Source organism: Alteromonas algae (assembly GCF_049117195.1).
Lineage (GTDB): Bacteria > Pseudomonadota > Gammaproteobacteria > Enterobacterales > Alteromonadaceae > Alteromonas.
The window spans coordinates 756370-775638 of the sequence record NZ_CP185260.1; the positions used below are offsets into that span (position 1 = coordinate 756370).

Genomic DNA, 19269 nt, shown 5'->3' on the forward strand with positions numbered 1-19269 from the left:
GAGGAAATTGAATGGCCGTAGCCGCGAATAAACGTTCTATAATGACGTTGTTCTCTGACACAATTGATATTTATAGCCACCAGGTACGCATTGTGTTGGCAGAGAAAGGTGTGGGTGTCGAAATCAGCTACACAGATCCAAGCAATCTGCCAGAAGATCTGTTGGAGTTAAACCCTTACGGAACTGTTCCTACTCTTGTTGACAGAGAACTTGTACTTTATAAGTCTCATATCATCATGGAATATTTAGACGAACGCTTTCCTCATCCGCCATTGATGCCTGTTTACCCTGTATCACGTGGTCAAAGCCGTCTAATGATGCATCGTATCGAGCAAGACTGGTATTCGCTTGCTGCGCGTATTTTCCGTGGTGAGGGTGATGTTGAAGCTGCACGTAATGATTTACGCGAAGCGCTTTTATCATTAGCGCCAGTATTCGGCGAAATGCCGTACTTCATGAGTGAAGAGTTTAGTTTAGTTGATTGCTATTTAGCACCGCTATTATGGCGTTTACCAGCGTTAGGTATTGAACTTACCGGTGCAGGTAGTAAAGAGCTTAACGGCTATATGAACAATATTTTCTCTCGCAGCTCGTTCAAAGCGTCGCTTACTGACCAAGAGCGTGAGATTCACAACCCGCTATGACATCAATGACGTCTAATCAGCCCTATTTGCTTAGGGCGTTCTACGAGTGGATAGTCGATAACGATTTAACGCCTTATATTGTCGTTAATGCGTTAATGCAGGGTGTAGAAGTACCGCAAGAGTTTGTAAAAGACGGGCAAATAGTACTAAACGTATCGCCTGGTGCGTGTGTAAACTTTGCCCTAGACCTCAATGAGCTTTCTTTTCAAGCTCGTTTCGGCGGACAACCTCGCAGGTTGCTTATTCCTTGTGAGGCAATCATGGCGATTTATGCCCGTGAAAATGGTGCGGGAACGGTATTTGCGACTGAAGAGGAAATGGCCGGGGACATAGCACCACAGCCAGAGACAACACAGCCATCTTCGATAGAGGATGCGGATGCTTCAGCGTTGAGTGACGCACCGGTGCCGCCTAAAAAAGGCAAACCGACGCTTAAAGTTATCAAGTAATTTTAAAAAGGCTTTCTGTATCAGAAAGCCTTTTTGTTATACCCACCTAAGTTTTAGCCAGCCCTTTACGCACATTTCTTTCTATTTAACGGTAGCATCGCTCGTCGATAGATTTCGCTACGCATAATGTTGTATACATTAATGTGATTTTTTCGTGATACTTTTGCGATATTCGCCCGGCATGCTTATTCCTCATCTCTATATTTGAATAAGGAAGAGCAATGTTTCGTTCAACAGTTAATCTTAGTGTTAAATCTGCCTTGGCAATATCAGCAACGGCATTATCAATGATGTCCTCGTTACAGGCGGCTGAACTGGATATTACCGTTCAAAATCTTACCCAAGGTATCTATTTCACCCCCATTCTTGTATCAGCACATAGTGTTGATGCCAGTTTATTCGAGCTTGGTGCTACGGCCAGTACCGAATTACAGGCCATGGCAGAAGGCGGAGACATTAGTGGATTAGTCAGTCTCACAGATTCACTTTCGGCTAATAACCTAATAAACCCTGCGCAAGGTCTCCTTGCTCCAGCGCAGTCAGCTGCGGGAATGCTATCCACAGATGATGGAAATGCAGTACTGAGCATTGTTGCCATGATGCTGCCTACTAACGACGGGTTTATCGGTTTAGATAATTGGGCTATTCCTAGTGAAGCAGGTACGTACACCGTTTATCTCAACGCGTATGATGCGGGTACCGAAGCTAACGACGAAGTACGCGGAAGCGGTATGCCGGGAATGGCAGGTTTCCCGGTTCCCGGTCCACTAGCACCGCTTCTTGGCGAAGGAGGCACAGGACTAGATGCGACAATTGCTAACGCAACCGTACATATACATCCGGGTAATATCGGTGATGACAATGAAAGCGGTGGTGTGAGTGACGTCAACAATACGGTGCAGCGCTGGTTAAACCCGGTAGCAAAAGTGACCATTGTTATTAGCGAATAGGTAAGGACATTGTATGAAGCCTTTTAATAGTAAGTTGCGTCTTAGTAGTGTTATTGCCACGTTATTCGTCGTTGCCGGATGTTCTGATAATGATAATAACGAAGAGCCCCAAATCGTGGTACCGGTTCCGGTTCCCTATACCTATCAAGTGACTGTTACAAATTTAACCCATGCACAGCCGCTATCGCCCATTGCAGTGGCGCTGCATAACAGCGACGTTAAGTGGTGGACGATAGGAGAAGCTGCGTCTGATGCACTTGCATCCCTTGCAGAGAGTGGCAGTAATGAAGCGCTACTCTCTGATACTACATTGTTTGCCTCTGCTACGGGTAATGCCCCACTTGCTCCAGGTAACAGCGTGACATTAGCGATTACCGTCGACGATATTGATAATGCGCGGATCAGTGTTGCCACTATGCTGGTCAACACGAATGATGCCTTTAGCGGCGTAAATGGCGTTGACTTGTCGTCACTTGAGGTAGGGGATGTTTACCAACGTAACGCTCTCGTCTACGATGCAGGAACAGAAGAAAATACCGAAGCAATAGGAACAATACCAGGGCCCGCTGACTCAGGCGAAGGTAACAGCGAGGGCCGTGAAGACCATAACGTTGTGACATTGCACCCTGGTGTAGTTACCGGCAGTGATGGGTTAACGACATCTGTATTAAGCGCTGATCACAAGTTTGATAACCCCAGCGTGCGCATTTCTATAACAAGAATGGAATAAAACCCGTACTGCTCCGGTCATGTTAGTAATGACAAATCCGGAGCACATTATGGTTCTTGTTATCAATATCGGAAACACGCTTAACCATCCTATTATTCAGTGCTTAACCAAGCACTGTTTTTTACATGACGTGGTATCACACTTTGAATCTGCGTTATCGTTATTGGCAGTGAAGCATTACGATCTTATTATCGTTGAAGCGAGCGGAACACCGCACTGCAAGAACAATGTAGCGTGCATCGCACAACAGTATCCCGATAGCTGGTTAATGGTTGTAAAGAGGCCAGATCATTACGTCGATAGCGTTGATTACTTTGAAATAGGTGCCGATGACTATATTGCCAATGCGTATGATGAGCGTCTTTTGATCGCAAGAGTAAAAGCATACATGCGCCGATGTATGCCGGTAGAAAACCGCACCGATCGTGTCGATATCGGGCCTGTTAGTATTGATGAACGATACCATACGGTCAAAGTTCAAGGGCAAGCAGTGGATTTAACGGCGAGAGAGTTTTCGCTATTTACGTTCTTGTGCCGACATCCTAACCAAGTATTTTCGCGCACCCAATTACTGAGTTCTGTGTGGGGTTACAATCATGAAGGCTATGAACACACGGTCAATACTCACGTTAACCGATTGCGGGCCAAGCTTGATGATGTGGCGTCGATGGATAACGCCGGGCAATTGATTCAGACGGTATGGGGTATTGGCTATCGCATGAGCGTTAACGGTTATATTGCCAAAGCCGCGTTAGCGTAGTCGTGGTATTCAGCATTAAATGAGAAACAGTGTGGCTGTACCTAAGAAAGCGAATATACCGACCACATCGGTAATCGTGGTTAAAATAACGCTGCCAGCAAGCGCTGGGTCTATTTTCAAACGCTTCATAATGATGGGAAGCGTAGCACCTGCTAAGGCCGCGGCAATCATGTTCACAAGCATGGCAAACGCGATAATAACCCCTAACATGTAGTCTTGTTTCCACAAGGCGATGACAGAGGCAATTAAGATTGCCCAGATAGCACCGTTTAAAAAGCCGATTGAAATTTCTTTGCTAATAAGCCAGCGAGAGTTGCTAGCGTTGACATGGCCTAACGCCATTCCTCGAATAACAAGTGTCAGGGTTTGATTGCCTGCGACGCCACCCATGCTCGGCACTATTGTATTAAGTATTGCTAATACTGCAAGTTGACTGAGTGTTGCTTCAAATAAATCACTAACCATCGCAGCCATTAATGCCGTAACCAGGTTGACCGCAAGCCATACTGAACGGCGCTTTGTACTTTGCAATACTGGCGCGAACGTATCCTCATCGTCATCGAGGCCGGCCATACTCATCATTGAGTGCTCTGCATCTTCACGAATGATATCGACCACATCATCAATGGTTATACGCCCCACTAGACGGTTTTTTTCATCCACGACCGGTGCTGACAGCCAATTGTAGCGCTCAAACAAGCTGGCAACTTCATCATCAGGCATGTTAACGGGGATGGCTTCAGATTCTTCATCCATCACATCAGACACTTTAGCAAGCGTTTCAGCGGTAAGCAGGCGAGTAACGGGAACAATACCTACGAGGTTGTCCGTGCGGTTTACCACGTAAAAGGTGTCGGTATTTTTAGGCAAATCGCCCTTTAAACGAATATAACGAAGTACAACATCTACCGTTACGTCAGGACGAAGCGTGATGGTGTCGGTGTTCATGATGAAACCAGCGGTTTCTTCACCATAGGACAGCGCTTGCTCAGCACGAAGCCTATCTTGGGCGTCCATCGAATCAAGAATATCTTGTAAAATGGTATCTGGAAGACTGCTGAGGGTTTCCGCTAAATCATCGGTATCCATTTCCTCGAGCGCATCGACAACATTGGCTGGTAGCATTTTTGAGATAATGCCATTACGAACGTCATCTGACAGTTCCTCAATGATATCACCGTGAAAGTCGCTATCAATAAGCTCCCACAGCTCATCACGTGTTCTGCTAGGGCTAGACTCTAGAATGTGGGCAACGTCGGAAGGCGGTAGTTCTAATAACAATTTACGTACAGAGACAAATTGACCATTATTTAGGGCGAGATTAAGGGCCCTAAGTTGATTTTGTACGTATTTTGGAACGAGCGCTTCTGCCATGCTAGCGTGATGCCTAATTACCTGTATAGGAAGTCGTTATAGGATATCGCAAATAACATGATTCTGTCATGATAAATGGCGAGGTGAAGGGCGTAATTATTTGTTTCAGTGCCTTAATGGGTAATTAATGTGGCGCTTATTCGTCCTCGTTAAACTTACCCATGATAAGTTGTTCAATGGCTACCATAGCAGGTTCGGCGTCTTGGCCCTCTATGATTACGGTGACTTCCTCTCCCTGATGGCTTTCTAGCATCATTAGGCCAAGTACGCTGTTTGCATCAGCGCGTTTATCTGTGGTGACCAACTCTATTTTTGCATCGAATTGATTTGCTAGTTTTACAAGCTGTGTAGCAGCCCGTGCGTGCAAGCCAAGTTTGTTGACAATAGTAAGCGTTTTCTCAATAGGCATTATTGGTCTAACTCCCTATGTCTTATTTGCACATCAGGGTGAATTTCACTAAACGTTTTAGCCAAGGTTTGTGCAATGAAAACTGAGCGATGTTGGCCGCCTGTGCAGCCTATTGCAATGGTCACGTAGCTTCTATTATTTCTTTCTAAATGCGGCAGCCACGTGGTAATTAGGTTTTGAATTTGCCAAATAAACTTGGTTACGACTGGCTGAGAACCTAAAAATACTTCCACCGGGGCATCTAAGCCTGTGTGATGCCGTAAGTCCGGCTCCCAATGCGGGTTAGGAAGAAATCGTGCGTCAAATACGTAATCTGCGTCTTTAGGAATACCATGTTTGAAACCAAACGACTCAAAAACCAGTACCAAACGAGAACTTTTCTTACCGAGTATCCGCTCTCTGATAAGCTCAGCGAGTTGGTGAATAGTCAGTTTGTCAGTATCGATATATAAGTCTGCGCGTTCTATAACGGGCGCAAGCAATGTTGATTCTGCTTTAATTGACTCAGATAACGATTTATTCAATTTAGCTAGAGGGTGAAGACGACGGGTTTCGCTAAAGCGCTTTACCAACATGTCGTCGCTTGCATCGATGTAAACAATTGTCATGGACCATGATGAAGGGAGGTAGTCCAGAATTTCGACCAGCTCGTTCGGGTCCTTTGGTAAATTCCTTACATCTATGCTCACTGCAACTTGGTCGTATTCGTCGACAACAGTGTGGGTGAGAGTAGGTAGAAGATTGACAGGAATGTTGTCTACACAGTAATAGCCTAAATCTTCCAACGCACGCAGCGCCACTGATTTTCCTGACCCAGAACGACCACTGATAATAATCAGCTTCATTCACTTTCTCCCTTTAACTTCCAGTGATTTACCCAAGTGCGGTAATAATATCGTCGCGAGTAGTTGCGCGTCTAATAGCTTTCAATGTGTCTTTGTCGCTCAGTTTACTAGCAACGGTCGCCAAGGTTTGTAAATGGCCTTGTGTTTGCTCCTCAGGAACAAATAGTGCAAAAAATATATCAACGGGTTTTTCGTCAATGGCGTCGAAGTCGATAGCGGGAATGCTAGTGACCACAATGGCGATAACGCTCGTTAAGCCTGGTAGGCGACCATGGGGCAGGGCGATGCCGTTGCCAATGCCTGTGCTTCCCATGCGTTCTCTAGCCAGTAAACTAGAAAGGGCTTCTGCTTGATCGATATCCTCGTTATTGCTAGCGGCAATGTCACTAATAATTTCGAGAATTCTCTTTTTGCTATTGCACTGGACCGCACACTCTGTGCGGTCCAGACTTACGATGGCTTGTATGTCCATGCTTTACTACTAATGTTTTTTGAGTTTTTCCTTATGCTTGATGACCTGCCTGTCGAGTTTATCAACCATGCTGTCTATCGCCGCATACATGTCTGTATTCTCTGAGGATGCGAATACTTCGGCACCGCTCAAATGCATTGTTGCTTCTGCTTTTTGACTTAGTTTTTCAACGTTCAGGATGACATGCACATTAGAAATGTGATCAAAATGACGCTCAAGTTTAGTGAACTTCGTATCGACATAATTACGCAAAGAATCGGTGATTTCAACATGATGACCCGTTAGGTTTATTTGCATATTTCGTCTTCCTTATGTTTTTAAGCCTGCTAAATAAGGCTCTTGCGTTGGTTCGACGGTGGAATCGACAACGATTCCCGGTATTTTGCTATCGTCCGCCGAGCGACCTTTATGCCCTGCTCGGCCAACAATTGAGCAATCTTGCTATCACTTAACGGCTTGCTAGGCGTTTCTGCCGCAACAAGCTTTTTAATCAATGCACGAATAGCGGTTGAAGAGCATTCTCCACCTGACTCCGTGGCAACATGGCTTGAGAAAAAGTACTTTAACTCGTATATGCCACGCGGTGTATGCATATATTTTTGTGTTGTAACACGCGAAATAGTTGATTCATGCATATCTACCATTTCTGCGACATCATTTAACACCATTGGTTTCATCATTTCAGGGCCGTGTTCAAAAAAGCCCATTTGTTGCTGAACAATACAATTAGCAACTTTCATTAGGGTTTCATTTCGAGACTCTAAACTTTTGATAAACCATTTGGCTTCTTGCATATGAGAACGAATAAACTGTGAGTCGCTACTGTTCTTTGAGCTTCTACTCATTGCAGCGTATTGCTGATTAACACTAAGCTTAGGAAGACTGTCAGGGTTGAGTTCGACCACCCAGCGGCCATTCTTCTTCATGACAGACACATCAGGAATAACGTATTCGGGCTCTTTTGTTTTAAGTGCACTTCCCGGACGTGGGTTTAGTGTTTGCAAAAGGCGCATCGCTTCGCGAAGCTGATCTTCTTTTAAGCGGCTTTTACGCATTAGGGTGCGGTAGTCTTTGCTGCTGAGTAAGTCAGAATACTCTTCGATAAGTTGTTTAGCTTCTTCTAGCCACGGTGTGTCTTCAGAAAATTGACGCAGCTGAACCATCAAACATTCTTGAGGGCTGCGTGAACCAGAACCAATCGGATCGAACATTTGAATACGTTTGAGCACGCACTCAATTTCATCCATTTCGACTTGGTCATCAATGTCTTCGGTTTTGATGGCTTCTAATATGTCTTCCAACGACGTGGTTAAATAACCAGACTCGTCGATAGAGTCGATAATGGCCATGGCAATCGCACGGTCAGTATCTGAAAAGTGCGTTAGGCGCATTTGCCATGACAAATGCTCTTGAATATCGTCTGTCGTTTCGCCTTGGAAAATGAAGTCATCATCGTTATTAGATGGACCAGGAGCAGGGGCCGACGACGCCGAATAGTATTCATCCCATGTGCTATCAATAGGAAGCTCGTCGGGTAAATCATTCTTTTCCAATGCATCACCAGACTCGATAGTATCACTCGACGCTGGAGGTGCTGTGTCTAGACTCGTGTCATCACCGTCCATATTGTTACGCTCAGCTTGAGGCTCATCGGAACCCTCTTCAACTTCTAAAAGCGGATTTGAATCCAACGCTTCTTGAATTTCTTGTTGAAGGTCAAGCGTAGACAACTGCAGCAGCTTAATGGCCTGCTGAAGCTGCGGAGTCATCGTAAGTTGTTGACTAAATTTTAGCTGTAAAGATGGTTTCATCTACGTCTTATTTTATGCTCTGTTATGCGTATACCGAGTGCGAAAATAGGTAAATCGTTAACGACTTCCTATTAACTATAGCCTGAATTGCTCGCCTAGGTATACATCCCTTACTTTTTGATTACTCAAAACTTGTTCCGCGGTGCCTTGGGCAATTAATTCGCCATGACTTACGATGTAGGCTTTCTCGCACACATCCAAGGTTTCGCGGACGTTATGGTCCGTTATTAGGATACCAATCCCTCTATCTCGCAAATGCTGAATTATCTTCTTTATATCATTAACTGATATAGGATCAACACCAGCAAATGGTTCATCAAGCAAAATAAACTGTGGGTTAGCTGCCAACGCTCGTGCAATCTCTACACGACGACGTTCGCCACCCGAAAGGCTCATGCCTGCACTATTACGTATGTGGTTAATATTAAATTCATCAAGTAGCGCATCGGCTTCTTGTTCTTGTTGCTCTGCATTTAAATCTTTACGGGTTTGCAAAATGGCCATGATATTTTCATGCACAGTAAGCTTTCTAAAGATAGACGCTTCTTGCGGTAAATAGCCAATGCCTTGTCGAGCGCGCTCATGCATGGGTTGATGCGTAAGTTCTGCATCATCAATCGTAATAAACCCCTTATCGAGGGGCACTAGGCCAACAATCATGTAGAAGGTTGTCGTTTTCCCCGCGCCATTAGGCCCAAGTAAACCAACAATCTGGCCGGTCGATACCGATAAACTCACGTCTCTTACTACTTGACGTGCTTTGTAGGCTTTTGCCAGATTTTTTGCACTCAATGTAGCCATGCTTAGTTATTATCCTCGCCATCATTGTCATCACCAGCTGCTTTTTTTATTGCTTCTGGCGTAAATACCGTTGTTACGCGACCGTCTTTGTCGTTATCGCCACCGGTTGCCAACAACTGCTCTGAGATCATGTCAAAAGTAATGTTGTCACCTTTAACTTGGCTTGTGTCTTGTTGTAATTCCGCATTACCGCTTAATGAAATCGTACGCTTAACCACTTCATATCGAATTTCGTTTGCTTTCGCGCTTACTGGCGTGCCGTCTTCTAACGTTTGTGAAAAGCTCGCTGGGGCACCTCGAGCGATAAATACTTCTCTTCCCTCCCCTTGATTAGCAACTACTTCAACTTCGTCAGCAATAATAAGCAGAGACCCTTGAGAGATGCGAACATCATCTTTAAAGAGAGATGTTTTGTTTTTACCATCAACGAATTGCGATTTTGAATCCACTTTTATAGGTTGATTAAAATCGTTTTCATCACTGAATGACGGTGTAGAAACGCTACCTAGTAATAAACTAGTTACTAGGAGAATAAATGGTCTGAACATGGTCTATTAGCTCATATTTTTGTGTGTCTAAGTTTGCATTAAACCCGTTACTGTCAATGACATACTGTGTGCCTTTGATGCTCACACGTTGATCAGATGTCATTTGCTTAGAGTTTAAATTGATCTGGATGTACTGTGTTGTAATACGTTTGACAAAGTCATTGTTTGTTTGGTTCTCAATAAGCACATCTTTTTCTAGCTGAATTAGCTCATCGTTGTAAAGTGTTCCTTCTTGCGCAGACACTACCCAAGGCGACTGCGCACTGTCGATATATACTGTGTATCTGGGCTTTTGAAAAAAAACAAACCCCAATTCGTCGTAATGCTCCATTGAAGCGGCAAATACTTTGTGGTTGAGCTTGCCATCAACGTTATACAAGGTTGTTGTCAGGTTTTTAGCCTGGTAAGCGGGCTTTAGCGCATTTTGGCCTTCTTGCTGCGAGCGCACAGGCTCATCTTCCATCCACGTCGGTAAGTACATAAGCAGGGCGAGGATGAAAAGGGCTGATATGCTGACGCCTAGTCTGTTCATACACTGGCACCATGAATACCAAATTCAACACCTTGCGATTGCAAGATAGTATCGCTTATTTCACGAACGGCACCAAAACCGCCTGGAAGCGATGTAATCCAATTTGCCTCACGTGCAACCAGTGGATGGGCATCATTAACAGCAATGTTAACGGCAGCGTGTTTAAACATGCCAATGTCAGGCATATCATCGCCCACTGCAGCAACCTGCTCGGGTGTTAACGACAGTGCTTCCATTAATGCACCTAACGCATCGTATTTGTTTTCTTCCCCTTGAATAATGTGTGACACATTAAGGGCTTTCATGCGGGTTTCAACAATGCGCGACTTTCTGCCAGTGATAACAGCAACGTCAACATTGTGTTGTACTAAGGCTTTAACACCATAGCCATCGCGGGTATGAAATGCTTTTAGTTCTTCGCCGTCATTACCTAAATAAATACGACCGTCAGAAAAGACGCCATCGACATCACAAACGAGTAAACGTACCTGCTTTAGCGCATCAAACAGCACACTTGGGATTTGCCCGTATAACGTATCAACCATACTTTTCATTATAAGACTCCCGCTTTCAGTAACATATGCATATTGAAGGCACCGACGGGCTTTCTATTATGATCAACCACCATTAATGCACTAATGTTATGTGTTTCCATGAGGTTGAGTGCTTCAACGGCAAGTTGCTCTGCATTTGCTGTTTTTCCACCTACCGTCATGACTTCACTCACTCGCTTAGAATGAAGATCTACTCTAGCATCAAGAATACGACGTAAATCACCGTCAGTAAAAACGCCGGTTAATACGCCCTCATCATCAACGATACCTGTCATTCCCAAGCCTTTTCGTGATATTTCCAGCAGGGCATGTGCAATCATGGTGGTTTCATTCACGAGGGGAAGGGCATCGCCTGACTGCATAATGTCGCCCACTTTTAACAACAGCTTTCTCCCTAAGCTTCCGCCTGGGTGCGACAAGGCAAAATCATCAGAGGTAAACCCTCTTGCGTCTAAAAGCGCAACGGCAAGTGCATCACCCATCACTAACGTAGCTGTGGTGCTTGATGTAGGCGCTAACCCTAGCGAGCAGGCTTCTTTATCAACATGGATATCTAACACAATATCAGCGTGCTTGCCTAAGGAGCTTTGCTCACTATTTGTCATCGCGATAACCGGCACATTTAAGCGTTTGACCACGGGCAGTAAATTGACAAGCTCGCTAGTTTCTCCTGAATTGGAGATAGCGAGTAATACGTCTCCCTTTCCAAGCATGCCTAGGTCACCGTGATTAGCTTCACCCGGATGCATGAAAAATGAGGGGGTGCCGGTGCTTGCAAGCGTAGCGGCAATTTTATTACCGATATGGCCCGATTTACCCATGCCACTTACCACGACTTTGCCGGTGCAATGCATCAATAACTCGCAGGCGACAGCGAAACGCTCGTCAAGGCGCGAGGCAAGCGCTTCTATCGCGCTGGCTTCTATGTCGATAACGCGTTTACCCGATTGTATAAAATGATTTTCGTTTGTCATTATCCAAACAACCAATATTGATAGCCGATAAAGCAGGCGATTAAGATGCCCCCGTTTACGCGAGAGATAATACGTTTACCGATAAGGTCGAAGCTGAACAAGAACAGTAACAGCGTTAACCCTAACATAACGTAAATGTCGCGATGGTAAACGTCAGGGTCTAGCAATCCCGGTGCAATGAGTCCCGGCATGCCGAGCACCGCTAATAAATTAAATATGTTTGAACCAATAATATTACCAAGTGCAAGGTCGTCTTCGCCTTTAAGCACACCGGCTACGCTTGCGGCTAATTCAGGTAAGCTGGTTCCGAACGCGATTATCGACAGCCCGATAACGAGGTCAGACATGCCAAGGTAGCGTGCGATTTCAACTGCAGAGTCCACCATAAAATGCGCACTGAGAGGCAACAATACAAGCCCAACACCAATCCACACTAGCGCCGCGGTGTTCGATACACCGGTAGGCACTTCGCCAGCCGTTTCTTTTACAAGCGGGTCTTCTTTATCAACCTGAAGAGAGAGCCACGCCATCATGGCAATTACGAATACAAAAAGGGCTAACAAGATAATGCCCTCGTAAGTAACTAGTTTTCCGTCAATAAGAAAACCAATAGCAATGAGTGAAATTATGAGCAACGCGGGAAGCTCGCGTCTTAACGTTGTTGATGCGACGACAAGCGGCTTTACCAGCGCGGTGATGCCTAACACAAGCGCTACGTTCGTAATGTTCGAGCCTAATGCATTGCCCACTGCGGTGTTCATATTTCCATTTGCTGACGCAATGGCTGACACCACAATCTCAGGCGCTGACGAACCCATTGCCACAATAGTTAGCCCTATCATCATTGGAGAAATGCCAATGTTTTTGGCAAGCCCCGCGGCGCCATAAACGAAACGGTCAGCGCTCCAACTTAGGATAATAAGACCTACAATAAATATACTTACGTGTAAAAGCACAACAACCTGTTCTGATTACGATTTTCCATGATTGTCGCAAAAACGATGCCATTTGCCTACGGAAACCTAGCTTATTTTGTTCGTTACACGTATTTTTCTGCAAACCTTACGGCAAAGTTCATGCGTGGCATTGTTTAATCAATCATCCGTTCGTTTTAGTCGAACATAAGTTGTAACTTTTTGGTTTTGGAAGCGCCCTTGAAAAAGCGTACAATGTCACTAAATTACACTGCTCGGTAAACTTTACCGAAAGCGTGTGGACTAAAAGGCAGGCATTTTGCTGTGAAACGGCGGGTAGTCGTCGTGATGGTACGCAAGCAAGTGACATTAAATTGCGAGTAAACGGTCGGAACATAAAGTATTTGTGAAAGATACAAAACCTTCTTATACCCCGCTGTCGTACTAAAGAAAATATAACTGCGTAGTGGCAAGCGTTAAAAGGATGTCCTCAGCAGACAACACGAGAGCATATGGAACATTTAGTTGAAGTAAACAATATTACCTTCAGCCGGTCAGAACGCGTAATTTATGACGGTATAACATTACGGGTTCCTAAAGGTAAAATTACTGCGGTTATGGGCCCCAGTGGTATAGGTAAAACGACATTATTACGGTTGATTGGCGGTCAGCTTACCCCCGACGACGGCGATATTTTATTTGATAATGAATCAATTGTTTTGATGAGCCGCAAAACGTTATATAAAACGCGTCGTCGTATGAGTATGTTGTTTCAAAGCGGTGCGTTATTTACCGACATGTCAGTGTTTGACAATGTCGCGTTTCCATTGAGAGAACACACGTCATTATCAGAAGATATTATTGCGACAATTGTTGCGCTTAAATTACAAGCGGTGGGGCTGCGCGGAGCAGCATCATTAATGCCCAGTGAACTATCAGGTGGAATGGCACGGCGAGCTGCACTTGCACGAGCCATTGCGCTTGATCCAGACCTGATTTTGTACGACGAGCCATTTGCCGGACAAGACCCCATTTCAATGGGGGTGCTGGTTAAGCTTATCAGAGAATTAAATGATGCGTTGAATCTCACCAGTATTGTGGTGACGCACGACGTGACTGAAGTGCTATCCATAGCAGATTACATCTATATACTCGCCGACAAGCGCGTAATTGGTGAAGGCACCGCGCAGCAAATAAGAGACAGTGATTCTGAACTTGTTCAACAGTTTTTAAAGGGAAAGGCTGATGGGCCAGTACCGTTTCACTATCCTGCTGCAGATTTAGAAAAAAGTTTGTTTGGAGAGAATAAATGAGCTTCTTTCAATCACTCGGTGCAACCACTATTGGAAAAATAACGGCCATCGGCCGCGCCACAATAATGCTGTTTGGCGCACTAATTGCTGTACCGAGAGTGAAAAATATTCCGCTCACGATAAAGCAAATGCATGTCGTGGGTGTTCAGTCTTTGTTAATAATCATTGTGTCAGGCTTGTTTATTGGCATGGTGATGGCGTTGCAAGGCTACACAATTCTTGTGGATTACGGTGCGGAAGGCAGTCTCGGTCCTATGGTTGCCTTGTCGCTTCTAAGAGAACTTGGGCCTGTGGTAACGGCACTGTTATTTGCAGGCCGAGCCGGGTCGGCGTTAACGGCGGAAATTGGGTTAATGAAAGCCACCGAGCAGTTGTCGAGCCTAGAAATGATGGCAGTAGATCCGCTTAGACGTATCGTTGCACCGCGCTTTTGGGCGGGAATTATATCCATGCCCATGCTGGCGATAATATTTAGTGCAGTTGGTATACTTGGTGGGCATTTGGTTGGCGTAGATTGGTTAGGTGTTGATGCCGGAAGTTACTGGTCGATTATGCAATCTACCGTTGACTGGAACCAAGATGTCATCAATGGCGTAATAAAAAGCCTCGTTTTTGCCTTAGTTGTGACGTGGATTGCCATATTTAAAGGTTATGATTCTATTCCAACATCGGAAGGGATAAGTAAAGCCACAACGGAAACCGTTGTGTTGTCATCATTAGCAGTGTTGGGGCTGGACTTCGTGCTCACCGCCCTCATGTTTGGTATCGAGTAGGAACTAGTATGAATAAGTATAAAACGGAAGTAATGGTGGGCATTTTTGTCGCGCTGACGATAGGCGCCTTGTTACTGTTATCATTAAAAGTCGCAAATCAAACCGTGGCGACCGACGCCGACACGTACACGCTGTATGCAAAGTTTGATAACATCGGCGGTTTAAAACCACGCTCCGCGGTTAAAGTGGGGGGCGTGACGGTTGGACGCGTGACGACGATTGCGCTGGACCAAGAAGATTTTTCGCCGGTCGTTACACTTTCTATTATGAAGGAGTATAACGGTTTTCCAGAGACAAGCTCGGTATCTATCTTAACCTCAGGGTTGCTAGGAGAGCAGTACGTAGGGTTCCAACCCGGGTTTTCTTTTGACGGTGTTGCAAACTTGCAAGATGGTGATTATTTGCAAGATACAAAATCGGCGTTGGTATTAGAAGACTTAATCGGTCAGTTCTTGTTTAACCGCGGAAGCGATGACGAATAAAACATTTTAGTGACTGGATGAAACAAACGTTATGTTTTTCGGGTCACCTTATAAAGAGATTAATTTCAGGAGAGTTACATTGAAAAAATTTATAGTGGCATTGGGTGTGTTGATGTTTTCTGTGATAAGCGGCGCACAGGCAATGGAAGTCAACGAGCAAAATCCATACGAGCTTGTACAAGACGTCGCGTCTAAAACCTTCGACCGCATTAAAGCCAACCAAGCAGAAATTAAGGCTGATCCTGAGTTGTTGCGCACAATAATGGAAGAAGAGTTAGTTCCGCATATTGATTATAAATTTGCGGCATTCATGGTGCTAGGTAAACACTTTAAATCGGTACCGCAGGAAAAGCTGGGTGAGTATATTAGTGTATTTAGACAGTATCTAATTACAACGTATGCTGTTGCGATGGGCTATTACGATAATCAGACCGTTGTTTTTGAACCTGAATCATCATTTGACGATAAAAAATCAATTACGGTAAGAGCGGTGGTTCAAGACCCTGTTCGACCTGAAATTCGCATCGCATTTAAGGTTCGTAAAGACTCAAAAACGAACGAGTGGAAAGCGTATGATATGGTCGCTGAAGGCATAAGCATGCTTAACAGCAAGCGCAGTGAGTTCGAGTCTATCCTTCGTCAAGACGGCATCGACTCTGTGATTGCGTTAATGAAAGACAAAATTGGAAAGCCAGTTGAGCTTAACCCTAATGAATCTTACGATGTTATTGAGGAATCTGAGTGAGTCTATTTCAACTAAACGACGATGGTAATGTTGTTGTTCATGGTGATTTAGACCAGGTAACCTTGTCGAAGAACTTTTGGGATGAGGTAACACCGGCCCAGCGCGCGAAAATAAGCACCCAAGACACACTTATTATTGATTTGTCTGATATGAGTCGGATTGATAGTGCTGGGTTGGCGTGGCTGATTAATGCCATACGTGATGGTAAGCAACTTGGTATTCAAGTAACCTTACGTAATATACCTGATAAGTTAAGTAAACTCGCAAAAATAAGCGACGTTGAAACGCTTTTACCCGTAGAATAATAGTTAGCATTAACACTAAGAAGTTGTCAGTTATGGAATTGTCAGAAATTGAAAATATCTTGAAGGACGCATTGGACCTTCATGAAGTACACGTTAAAGGCGAGGGCTCTCATTACAATATTATCGCAGTGAGCGATGCATTTAATGAAATGAGTCGCGTTAAACGTCAGCAAGCGGTGTATGCACCACTGGCTGATAAAATTGCTGACGGCAGTATGCATGCAATCACAATTAAAACATTCTCTGTGAAAGACTGGGAGCGAGAGCGTCAGTTTAATATTCCTCAATAATTGGTCTGAGACTTCGTGGATAAATTAGTTATTAAGAAAAGCCCCGCCCTTAAAGGCGAGGTGCGTATCTCCGGTGCGAAGAACGCTGCACTTCCGTTGCTGATGACCAGCTTACTTACCGATTCAGCATGTAGGTATACAAACGTTCCGCGTTTACGTGATATCAACACTACGGTGTCGTTACTGCGTGAACTGGGTGTTGAAGTGGCGCAACCCGCTGCGAACGATATCGTTATTGATGCCGGTACACTAGAAAGTGTTACCGCACCTTACGAGTTAGTTCGGACAATGCGCGCGTCTATCTTGGTATTAGGCCCGTTGCTTGCCAAAAATGGGAAAGCCAATGTTTCGTTGCCCGGTGGTTGTGCTATTGGTGCTCGTCCGGTAAACCTGCACCTTTCTGGTCTTGAGAAAATGGGCGCGCACATAGACGTTGAAGAGGGATATATTCGTGCACATGTTGATGGTCGCCTTAAAGGCGCGCGCATTTTTATGGATATGGTCAGCGTTGGCGCAACAGAAAATTTGTTAATGGCTGCGGCACTTGCCGAGGGCACGACAGTACTTGAAAATGCCGCCCGTGAGCCTGAAATTGTGGATTTGGCGAATTGCCTCATTCAAATGGGCGCCAATATCACCGGTGCGGGAAGCGATAAGATTACTGTTGAAGGCGTTGAAGCGCTTCATGGTTGCGATTATGCAGTATTGCCCGACCGTATAGAAACCGGCACATTTTTAGTGGCAGCAGCGGTATCAGGTGGCAAGATTCGATGCACACACGCTGCCCCCGCTACTCTAGATGCAGTGCTTGATAAACTCGAGCAGGCGGGAGCAAAAATCACACTCGGTGAAGATTGGATCGAACTTGATATGCAAGGGCAAAAGCCCAAAGCAGTAAGGGTGAAAACGGCACCGCATCCAGCATTTCCAACAGATATGCAAGCGCAGTTTGTTACCTTGAATTGCGTTGCTGAAGGGACTGGGGTAATCACTGAAACTATTTTCGAAAATCGTTTTATGCATGTGCCAGAGCTTCAGCGCATGGGCGCAGAAATTGCGTTAGAAGGCAACTCTGCAGTGTCCAAAGGGCAGTCATTGCTTAAGGGGGCGCCCGTTATGGCAACTGATTTACGCGCATCAGCAAGTTTGGTTATTGCTGGCTTGATTGCTGAAGGCGAGACCCATGTGAACCGTATTTATCATCTAGACCGTGGTTATGAAGCTATTGAAGAGAAGCTGCGTGGGTTAGGTGCAAATATAGAGCGCGTAAGCGAATAGGCAGTTATACGCGGTTTATATAAAAAAGGCGCATACTATGCGCCTTTTTTATTAAACAAATTTACCTACCATAATTATTCTTGTGGGCGTAATTCACCTACGATGGCGTCCATTGTCAGCAAGTCGCCGGCTCTGCTCACTTCAAGTTGAAGTTTGGTGCCAGGTGGCGTTTCAGCAATCATGTCCAGGGTTTTTGATGCGCTTTCAAGTCGAATACCATCAATGGCTATAATAATGTCACCAGGGCGGAGCCCCGCTATGTCGGCTGGACTGCCTTTCGCAACAGCAGTAACGTCTATGCCTGGGCGCATGCGTATTTCACTACCAATAAAGCCCATTTGGCCTCGAACAACACGCCCATTAGTAATAATCTCATCCATAACACGTTTAGCCAGCTCATAGGGTACCGCAAAGTTGATACCGTCGACGTTGCGTACACGATTTCGCGCGTCTCTTACTTGGAAATTCGCATTCGTGATACCAAGTAAAACGCCGTTACTGTCGACTAAGGCACCACCGGAATTACCTTGGTTTAGTACCGCATCGGTTTGAATAAAGTCTACATAATTCGATAGGCCGTTTCTGCCCGCGCTGCTTACAATACCATGGGTTATGGTTTGACCAAGATTCAACGGGTTACCAATTGCCATCACGACATCACCAACGTGAATATCAGGTTCAGTGACTTGGGGGATAATATGAAGGTTTTCGGCGGTTACTTTAAGCACGGCAAGGTCGGTGAGCGGATCGTTGCCTACAATTTGGGCTTCTAAAATACGGCCATCTTGTACAGCAACATAGATACTGTCAGCGTCTTGCACAACATGGTGGCAGGTAAGAATGTACCCGTTGTCCGTCATGATAACGCCAGAACCCAAACTTGTTCGCTCTCTTGGTTGGTTTCTAAAGAGGCCGGTATCGTTTTCAATACTTACACTGTAGATATTGACTACCGCAGGGGCAGAGCGGCTTAAGGAGCCAAAGTAACTTTCTCTACTGGCACTAACGGACGGTTGCGTAAATAGCCCCGTTGCCAACCCAGTACCTTGACGCAAATCAGGTAAAAACAGTAAGAGTAGCATGGCCACCAAGATGCCAAGGACTACTGATTTTAAGAAGAATTTTAAGATTGAACTGCCAGTCACAAGTTGCACTTTTATACGGTTAGTTGCCATTCTTGGCACGAATTACACTATTAAACCAAAGGTTATCACGTTATGCACCTCTGTGTTGTATTTAAACAAGTAACCTTGCTTTTTTGTTGTTCGGTAAAAAGCCTATTTATTATAGGCAACAAAAAGGGCGCTACAATAGCG

25 protein-coding genes are annotated in these 19269 nt (G+C 45.0%); 12 read left to right on the forward strand and 13 right to left on the reverse strand.

All coding sequences use genetic code 11. From position 1 onward, the window contains the following. Positions 1–11 precede the first annotated feature (11 nt). The 5 genes from sspA to ACOJRU_RS03385 all read left to right on the forward strand — a co-directional run bounded on the left by sspA (position 12) and on the right by ACOJRU_RS03385 (position 3533). The gene (gene sspA, locus ACOJRU_RS03365) at positions 12–644 is read left to right on the forward strand and encodes a stringent starvation protein SspA (protein WP_421133644.1); all 633 of its coding nucleotides are present in this window, start codon (positions 12–14) and stop codon (positions 642–644) included. Beyond that, on the forward strand, positions 641–1093 hold the full coding sequence (locus tag ACOJRU_RS03370; RefSeq protein ID WP_421133645.1) for a ClpXP protease specificity-enhancing factor: 453 nt from the start codon (positions 641–643) through the stop codon (positions 1091–1093). Before sspA ends, ACOJRU_RS03370 begins: the two co-directional genes overlap by 4 nt. A gap of 221 nt (positions 1094–1314) precedes the next feature. Next, on the forward strand, positions 1315–2043 hold the full coding sequence (locus ACOJRU_RS03375; RefSeq protein ID WP_421133646.1) for a spondin domain-containing protein: 729 nt from the start codon (positions 1315–1317) through the stop codon (positions 2041–2043). 13 nt (positions 2044–2056) lie between these two features. Then, a complete protein-coding gene (locus ACOJRU_RS03380) occupies positions 2057–2773 on the forward strand; it encodes a spondin domain-containing protein (protein WP_421133647.1) in 717 nt (238 codons plus the stop codon). Between the two features lie 49 nt (positions 2774–2822). After that, complete coding sequence (locus tag ACOJRU_RS03385; RefSeq protein WP_421133648.1) at positions 2823–3533, forward strand: winged helix-turn-helix transcriptional regulator; 711 nt, start codon at positions 2823–2825, stop codon at positions 3531–3533. A 15-nt stretch (positions 3534–3548) separates the two neighbouring features. Here ACOJRU_RS03385 and mgtE read toward each other — a convergent pair whose 3' ends face one another. From mgtE to ACOJRU_RS03445, 12 genes are all read right to left on the reverse strand, one after another. Then, positions 3549–4907 carry a magnesium transporter gene (mgtE, locus tag ACOJRU_RS03390; RefSeq protein ID WP_421133649.1) on the reverse strand — a complete coding sequence of 453 codons (1359 nt, stop codon included), beginning with the start codon at positions 4905–4907 and terminating at the stop codon, positions 3549–3551. 136 nt (positions 4908–5043) lie between these two features. Next, positions 5044–5316, reverse strand: a complete 273-nt coding sequence (locus ACOJRU_RS03395) for an HPr family phosphocarrier protein (protein ID WP_421133650.1) — start codon at positions 5314–5316, stop codon at positions 5044–5046. Beyond that, on the reverse strand, positions 5316–6161 hold the full coding sequence (gene rapZ / locus ACOJRU_RS03400) for an RNase adapter RapZ (protein ID WP_421133651.1): 846 nt from the start codon (positions 6159–6161) through the stop codon (positions 5316–5318). The genes ACOJRU_RS03395 and rapZ overlap by 1 nt, the downstream gene beginning before the upstream one ends. A 28-nt stretch (positions 6162–6189) precedes the next feature. Continuing rightward, positions 6190–6633, reverse strand: coding sequence for a PTS IIA-like nitrogen regulatory protein PtsN (gene ptsN, locus ACOJRU_RS03405; protein ID WP_421133652.1), 444 nt, complete (start codon positions 6631–6633; stop codon positions 6190–6192). 9 nt (positions 6634–6642) lie between these two features. After that, positions 6643–6930, reverse strand: a complete 288-nt coding sequence (hpf, locus tag ACOJRU_RS03410; RefSeq protein WP_421133653.1) for a ribosome hibernation promoting factor — start codon at positions 6928–6930, stop codon at positions 6643–6645. Positions 6931–6959: 29 nt separating this feature from the next. After that, on the reverse strand, positions 6960–8444 hold the full coding sequence (locus ACOJRU_RS03415) for an RNA polymerase factor sigma-54 (RefSeq protein WP_421133654.1): 1485 nt from the start codon (positions 8442–8444) through the stop codon (positions 6960–6962). Between the two features lie 75 nt (positions 8445–8519). Then, a complete protein-coding gene (gene lptB / locus ACOJRU_RS03420; protein WP_421133655.1) occupies positions 8520–9245 on the reverse strand; it encodes an LPS export ABC transporter ATP-binding protein in 726 nt (241 codons plus the stop codon). A 2-nt stretch (positions 9246–9247) separates the two neighbouring features. Continuing rightward, positions 9248–9793: a lipopolysaccharide transport periplasmic protein LptA gene (gene lptA, locus ACOJRU_RS03425; RefSeq protein WP_421133656.1), complete on the reverse strand. Its 546-nt coding sequence runs from the start codon at positions 9791–9793 to the stop codon at positions 9248–9250. Continuing rightward, the gene (lptC, locus tag ACOJRU_RS03430) at positions 9762–10325 is read right to left on the reverse strand and encodes an LPS export ABC transporter periplasmic protein LptC (protein WP_421133657.1); all 564 of its coding nucleotides are present in this window, start codon (positions 10323–10325) and stop codon (positions 9762–9764) included. The genes lptA and lptC overlap by 32 nt, the downstream gene beginning before the upstream one ends. Then, on the reverse strand, positions 10322–10870 hold the full coding sequence (kdsC, locus tag ACOJRU_RS03435; RefSeq protein WP_421134706.1) for a 3-deoxy-manno-octulosonate-8-phosphatase KdsC: 549 nt from the start codon (positions 10868–10870) through the stop codon (positions 10322–10324). The genes lptC and kdsC overlap by 4 nt, the downstream gene beginning before the upstream one ends. Before the next feature lie 8 nt (positions 10871–10878). Then, the gene (locus tag ACOJRU_RS03440) at positions 10879–11853 is read right to left on the reverse strand and encodes a KpsF/GutQ family sugar-phosphate isomerase (protein ID WP_421133658.1); all 975 of its coding nucleotides are present in this window, start codon (positions 11851–11853) and stop codon (positions 10879–10881) included. Then, positions 11853–12809, reverse strand: a complete 957-nt coding sequence (locus ACOJRU_RS03445; RefSeq protein WP_421133659.1) for a calcium/sodium antiporter — start codon at positions 12807–12809, stop codon at positions 11853–11855. Before ACOJRU_RS03445 ends, ACOJRU_RS03440 begins: the two co-directional genes overlap by 1 nt. Positions 12810–13279: 470 nt before the next feature. Between ACOJRU_RS03445 and mlaF the strand changes: the two genes are divergently transcribed. The 7 genes from mlaF (at position 13280) to murA (ending at position 17953) form a co-directional block, all read left to right on the forward strand. Further along, the gene (gene mlaF, locus ACOJRU_RS03450; protein WP_421133660.1) at positions 13280–14080 is read left to right on the forward strand and encodes a phospholipid ABC transporter ATP-binding protein MlaF; all 801 of its coding nucleotides are present in this window, start codon (positions 13280–13282) and stop codon (positions 14078–14080) included. Continuing rightward, the gene (gene mlaE, locus ACOJRU_RS03455) at positions 14077–14853 is read left to right on the forward strand and encodes a lipid asymmetry maintenance ABC transporter permease subunit MlaE (RefSeq protein WP_421133661.1); all 777 of its coding nucleotides are present in this window, start codon (positions 14077–14079) and stop codon (positions 14851–14853) included. The genes mlaF and mlaE overlap by 4 nt, the downstream gene beginning before the upstream one ends. Before the next feature lie 8 nt (positions 14854–14861). Further along, positions 14862–15335, forward strand: coding sequence for an outer membrane lipid asymmetry maintenance protein MlaD (gene mlaD, locus ACOJRU_RS03460; protein WP_421133662.1), 474 nt, complete (start codon positions 14862–14864; stop codon positions 15333–15335). 79 nt (positions 15336–15414) lie between these two features. Beyond that, on the forward strand, positions 15415–16080 hold the full coding sequence (locus tag ACOJRU_RS03465; protein ID WP_421133663.1) for an MlaC/ttg2D family ABC transporter substrate-binding protein: 666 nt from the start codon (positions 15415–15417) through the stop codon (positions 16078–16080). Further along, positions 16077–16385 (forward strand): STAS domain-containing protein, encoded by a 309-nt coding sequence (locus ACOJRU_RS03470; RefSeq protein WP_421133664.1) that lies wholly within the window; start codon positions 16077–16079, stop codon positions 16383–16385. The genes ACOJRU_RS03465 and ACOJRU_RS03470 overlap by 4 nt, the downstream gene beginning before the upstream one ends. 32 nt (positions 16386–16417) lie before the next feature. Continuing rightward, positions 16418–16675: a BolA family protein gene (locus tag ACOJRU_RS03475; protein ID WP_421133665.1), complete on the forward strand. Its 258-nt coding sequence runs from the start codon at positions 16418–16420 to the stop codon at positions 16673–16675. A 15-nt stretch (positions 16676–16690) separates the two neighbouring features. Continuing rightward, on the forward strand, positions 16691–17953 hold the full coding sequence (murA, locus tag ACOJRU_RS03480) for a UDP-N-acetylglucosamine 1-carboxyvinyltransferase (RefSeq protein WP_421133666.1): 1263 nt from the start codon (positions 16691–16693) through the stop codon (positions 17951–17953). 74 nt (positions 17954–18027) lie between these two features. Here the strand turns inward: murA and ACOJRU_RS03485 are convergent, their stop codons facing one another. Beyond that, positions 18028–19098, reverse strand: coding sequence for a trypsin-like peptidase domain-containing protein (locus tag ACOJRU_RS03485; RefSeq protein ID WP_421133667.1), 1071 nt, complete (start codon positions 19096–19098; stop codon positions 18028–18030). Between the last annotated feature and the right edge of the window lie 171 nt (positions 19099–19269).

What these genes read in the sequence shown, in the direction of transcription:
- sspA (WP_421133644.1), top strand. Translation starts at nt 12, where the DNA reads ATGGCCGTAGCCGCGAATAAACGTTCTATAATGACGTTGTTCTCTGAC.
- ACOJRU_RS03370 (WP_421133645.1), top strand. Translation starts at nt 641, where the DNA reads ATGACATCAATGACGTCTAATCAGCCCTATTTGCTTAGGGCGTTCTAC.
- ACOJRU_RS03375 (WP_421133646.1), top strand. Translation starts at nt 1,315, where the DNA reads ATGTTTCGTTCAACAGTTAATCTTAGTGTTAAATCTGCCTTGGCAATA.
- ACOJRU_RS03380 (WP_421133647.1), top strand. Translation starts at nt 2,057, where the DNA reads ATGAAGCCTTTTAATAGTAAGTTGCGTCTTAGTAGTGTTATTGCCACG.
- ACOJRU_RS03385 (WP_421133648.1), top strand. Translation starts at nt 2,823, where the DNA reads ATGGTTCTTGTTATCAATATCGGAAACACGCTTAACCATCCTATTATT.
- mgtE (WP_421133649.1), bottom strand. Translation starts at nt 4,907, where the DNA reads ATGGCAGAAGCGCTCGTTCCAAAATACGTACAAAATCAACTTAGGGCC.
- ACOJRU_RS03395 (WP_421133650.1), bottom strand. Translation starts at nt 5,316, where the DNA reads ATGCCTATTGAGAAAACGCTTACTATTGTCAACAAACTTGGCTTGCAC.
- rapZ (WP_421133651.1), bottom strand. Translation starts at nt 6,161, where the DNA reads ATGAAGCTGATTATTATCAGTGGTCGTTCTGGGTCAGGAAAATCAGTG.
- ptsN (WP_421133652.1), bottom strand. Translation starts at nt 6,633, where the DNA reads ATGGACATACAAGCCATCGTAAGTCTGGACCGCACAGAGTGTGCGGTC.
- hpf (WP_421133653.1), bottom strand. Translation starts at nt 6,930, where the DNA reads ATGCAAATAAACCTAACGGGTCATCATGTTGAAATCACCGATTCTTTG.
- ACOJRU_RS03415 (WP_421133654.1), bottom strand. Translation starts at nt 8,444, where the DNA reads ATGAAACCATCTTTACAGCTAAAATTTAGTCAACAACTTACGATGACT.
- lptB (WP_421133655.1), bottom strand. Translation starts at nt 9,245, where the DNA reads ATGGCTACATTGAGTGCAAAAAATCTGGCAAAAGCCTACAAAGCACGT.
- lptA (WP_421133656.1), bottom strand. Translation starts at nt 9,793, where the DNA reads ATGTTCAGACCATTTATTCTCCTAGTAACTAGTTTATTACTAGGTAGC.
- lptC (WP_421133657.1), bottom strand. Translation starts at nt 10,325, where the DNA reads ATGAACAGACTAGGCGTCAGCATATCAGCCCTTTTCATCCTCGCCCTG.
- kdsC (WP_421134706.1), bottom strand. Translation starts at nt 10,870, where the DNA reads ATGGTTGATACGTTATACGGGCAAATCCCAAGTGTGCTGTTTGATGCG.
- ACOJRU_RS03440 (WP_421133658.1), bottom strand. Translation starts at nt 11,853, where the DNA reads ATGACAAACGAAAATCATTTTATACAATCGGGTAAACGCGTTATCGAC.
- mlaF (WP_421133660.1), top strand. Translation starts at nt 13,280, where the DNA reads ATGGAACATTTAGTTGAAGTAAACAATATTACCTTCAGCCGGTCAGAA.
- mlaE (WP_421133661.1), top strand. Translation starts at nt 14,077, where the DNA reads ATGAGCTTCTTTCAATCACTCGGTGCAACCACTATTGGAAAAATAACG.
- mlaD (WP_421133662.1), top strand. Translation starts at nt 14,862, where the DNA reads ATGAATAAGTATAAAACGGAAGTAATGGTGGGCATTTTTGTCGCGCTG.
- ACOJRU_RS03475 (WP_421133665.1), top strand. Translation starts at nt 16,418, where the DNA reads ATGGAATTGTCAGAAATTGAAAATATCTTGAAGGACGCATTGGACCTT.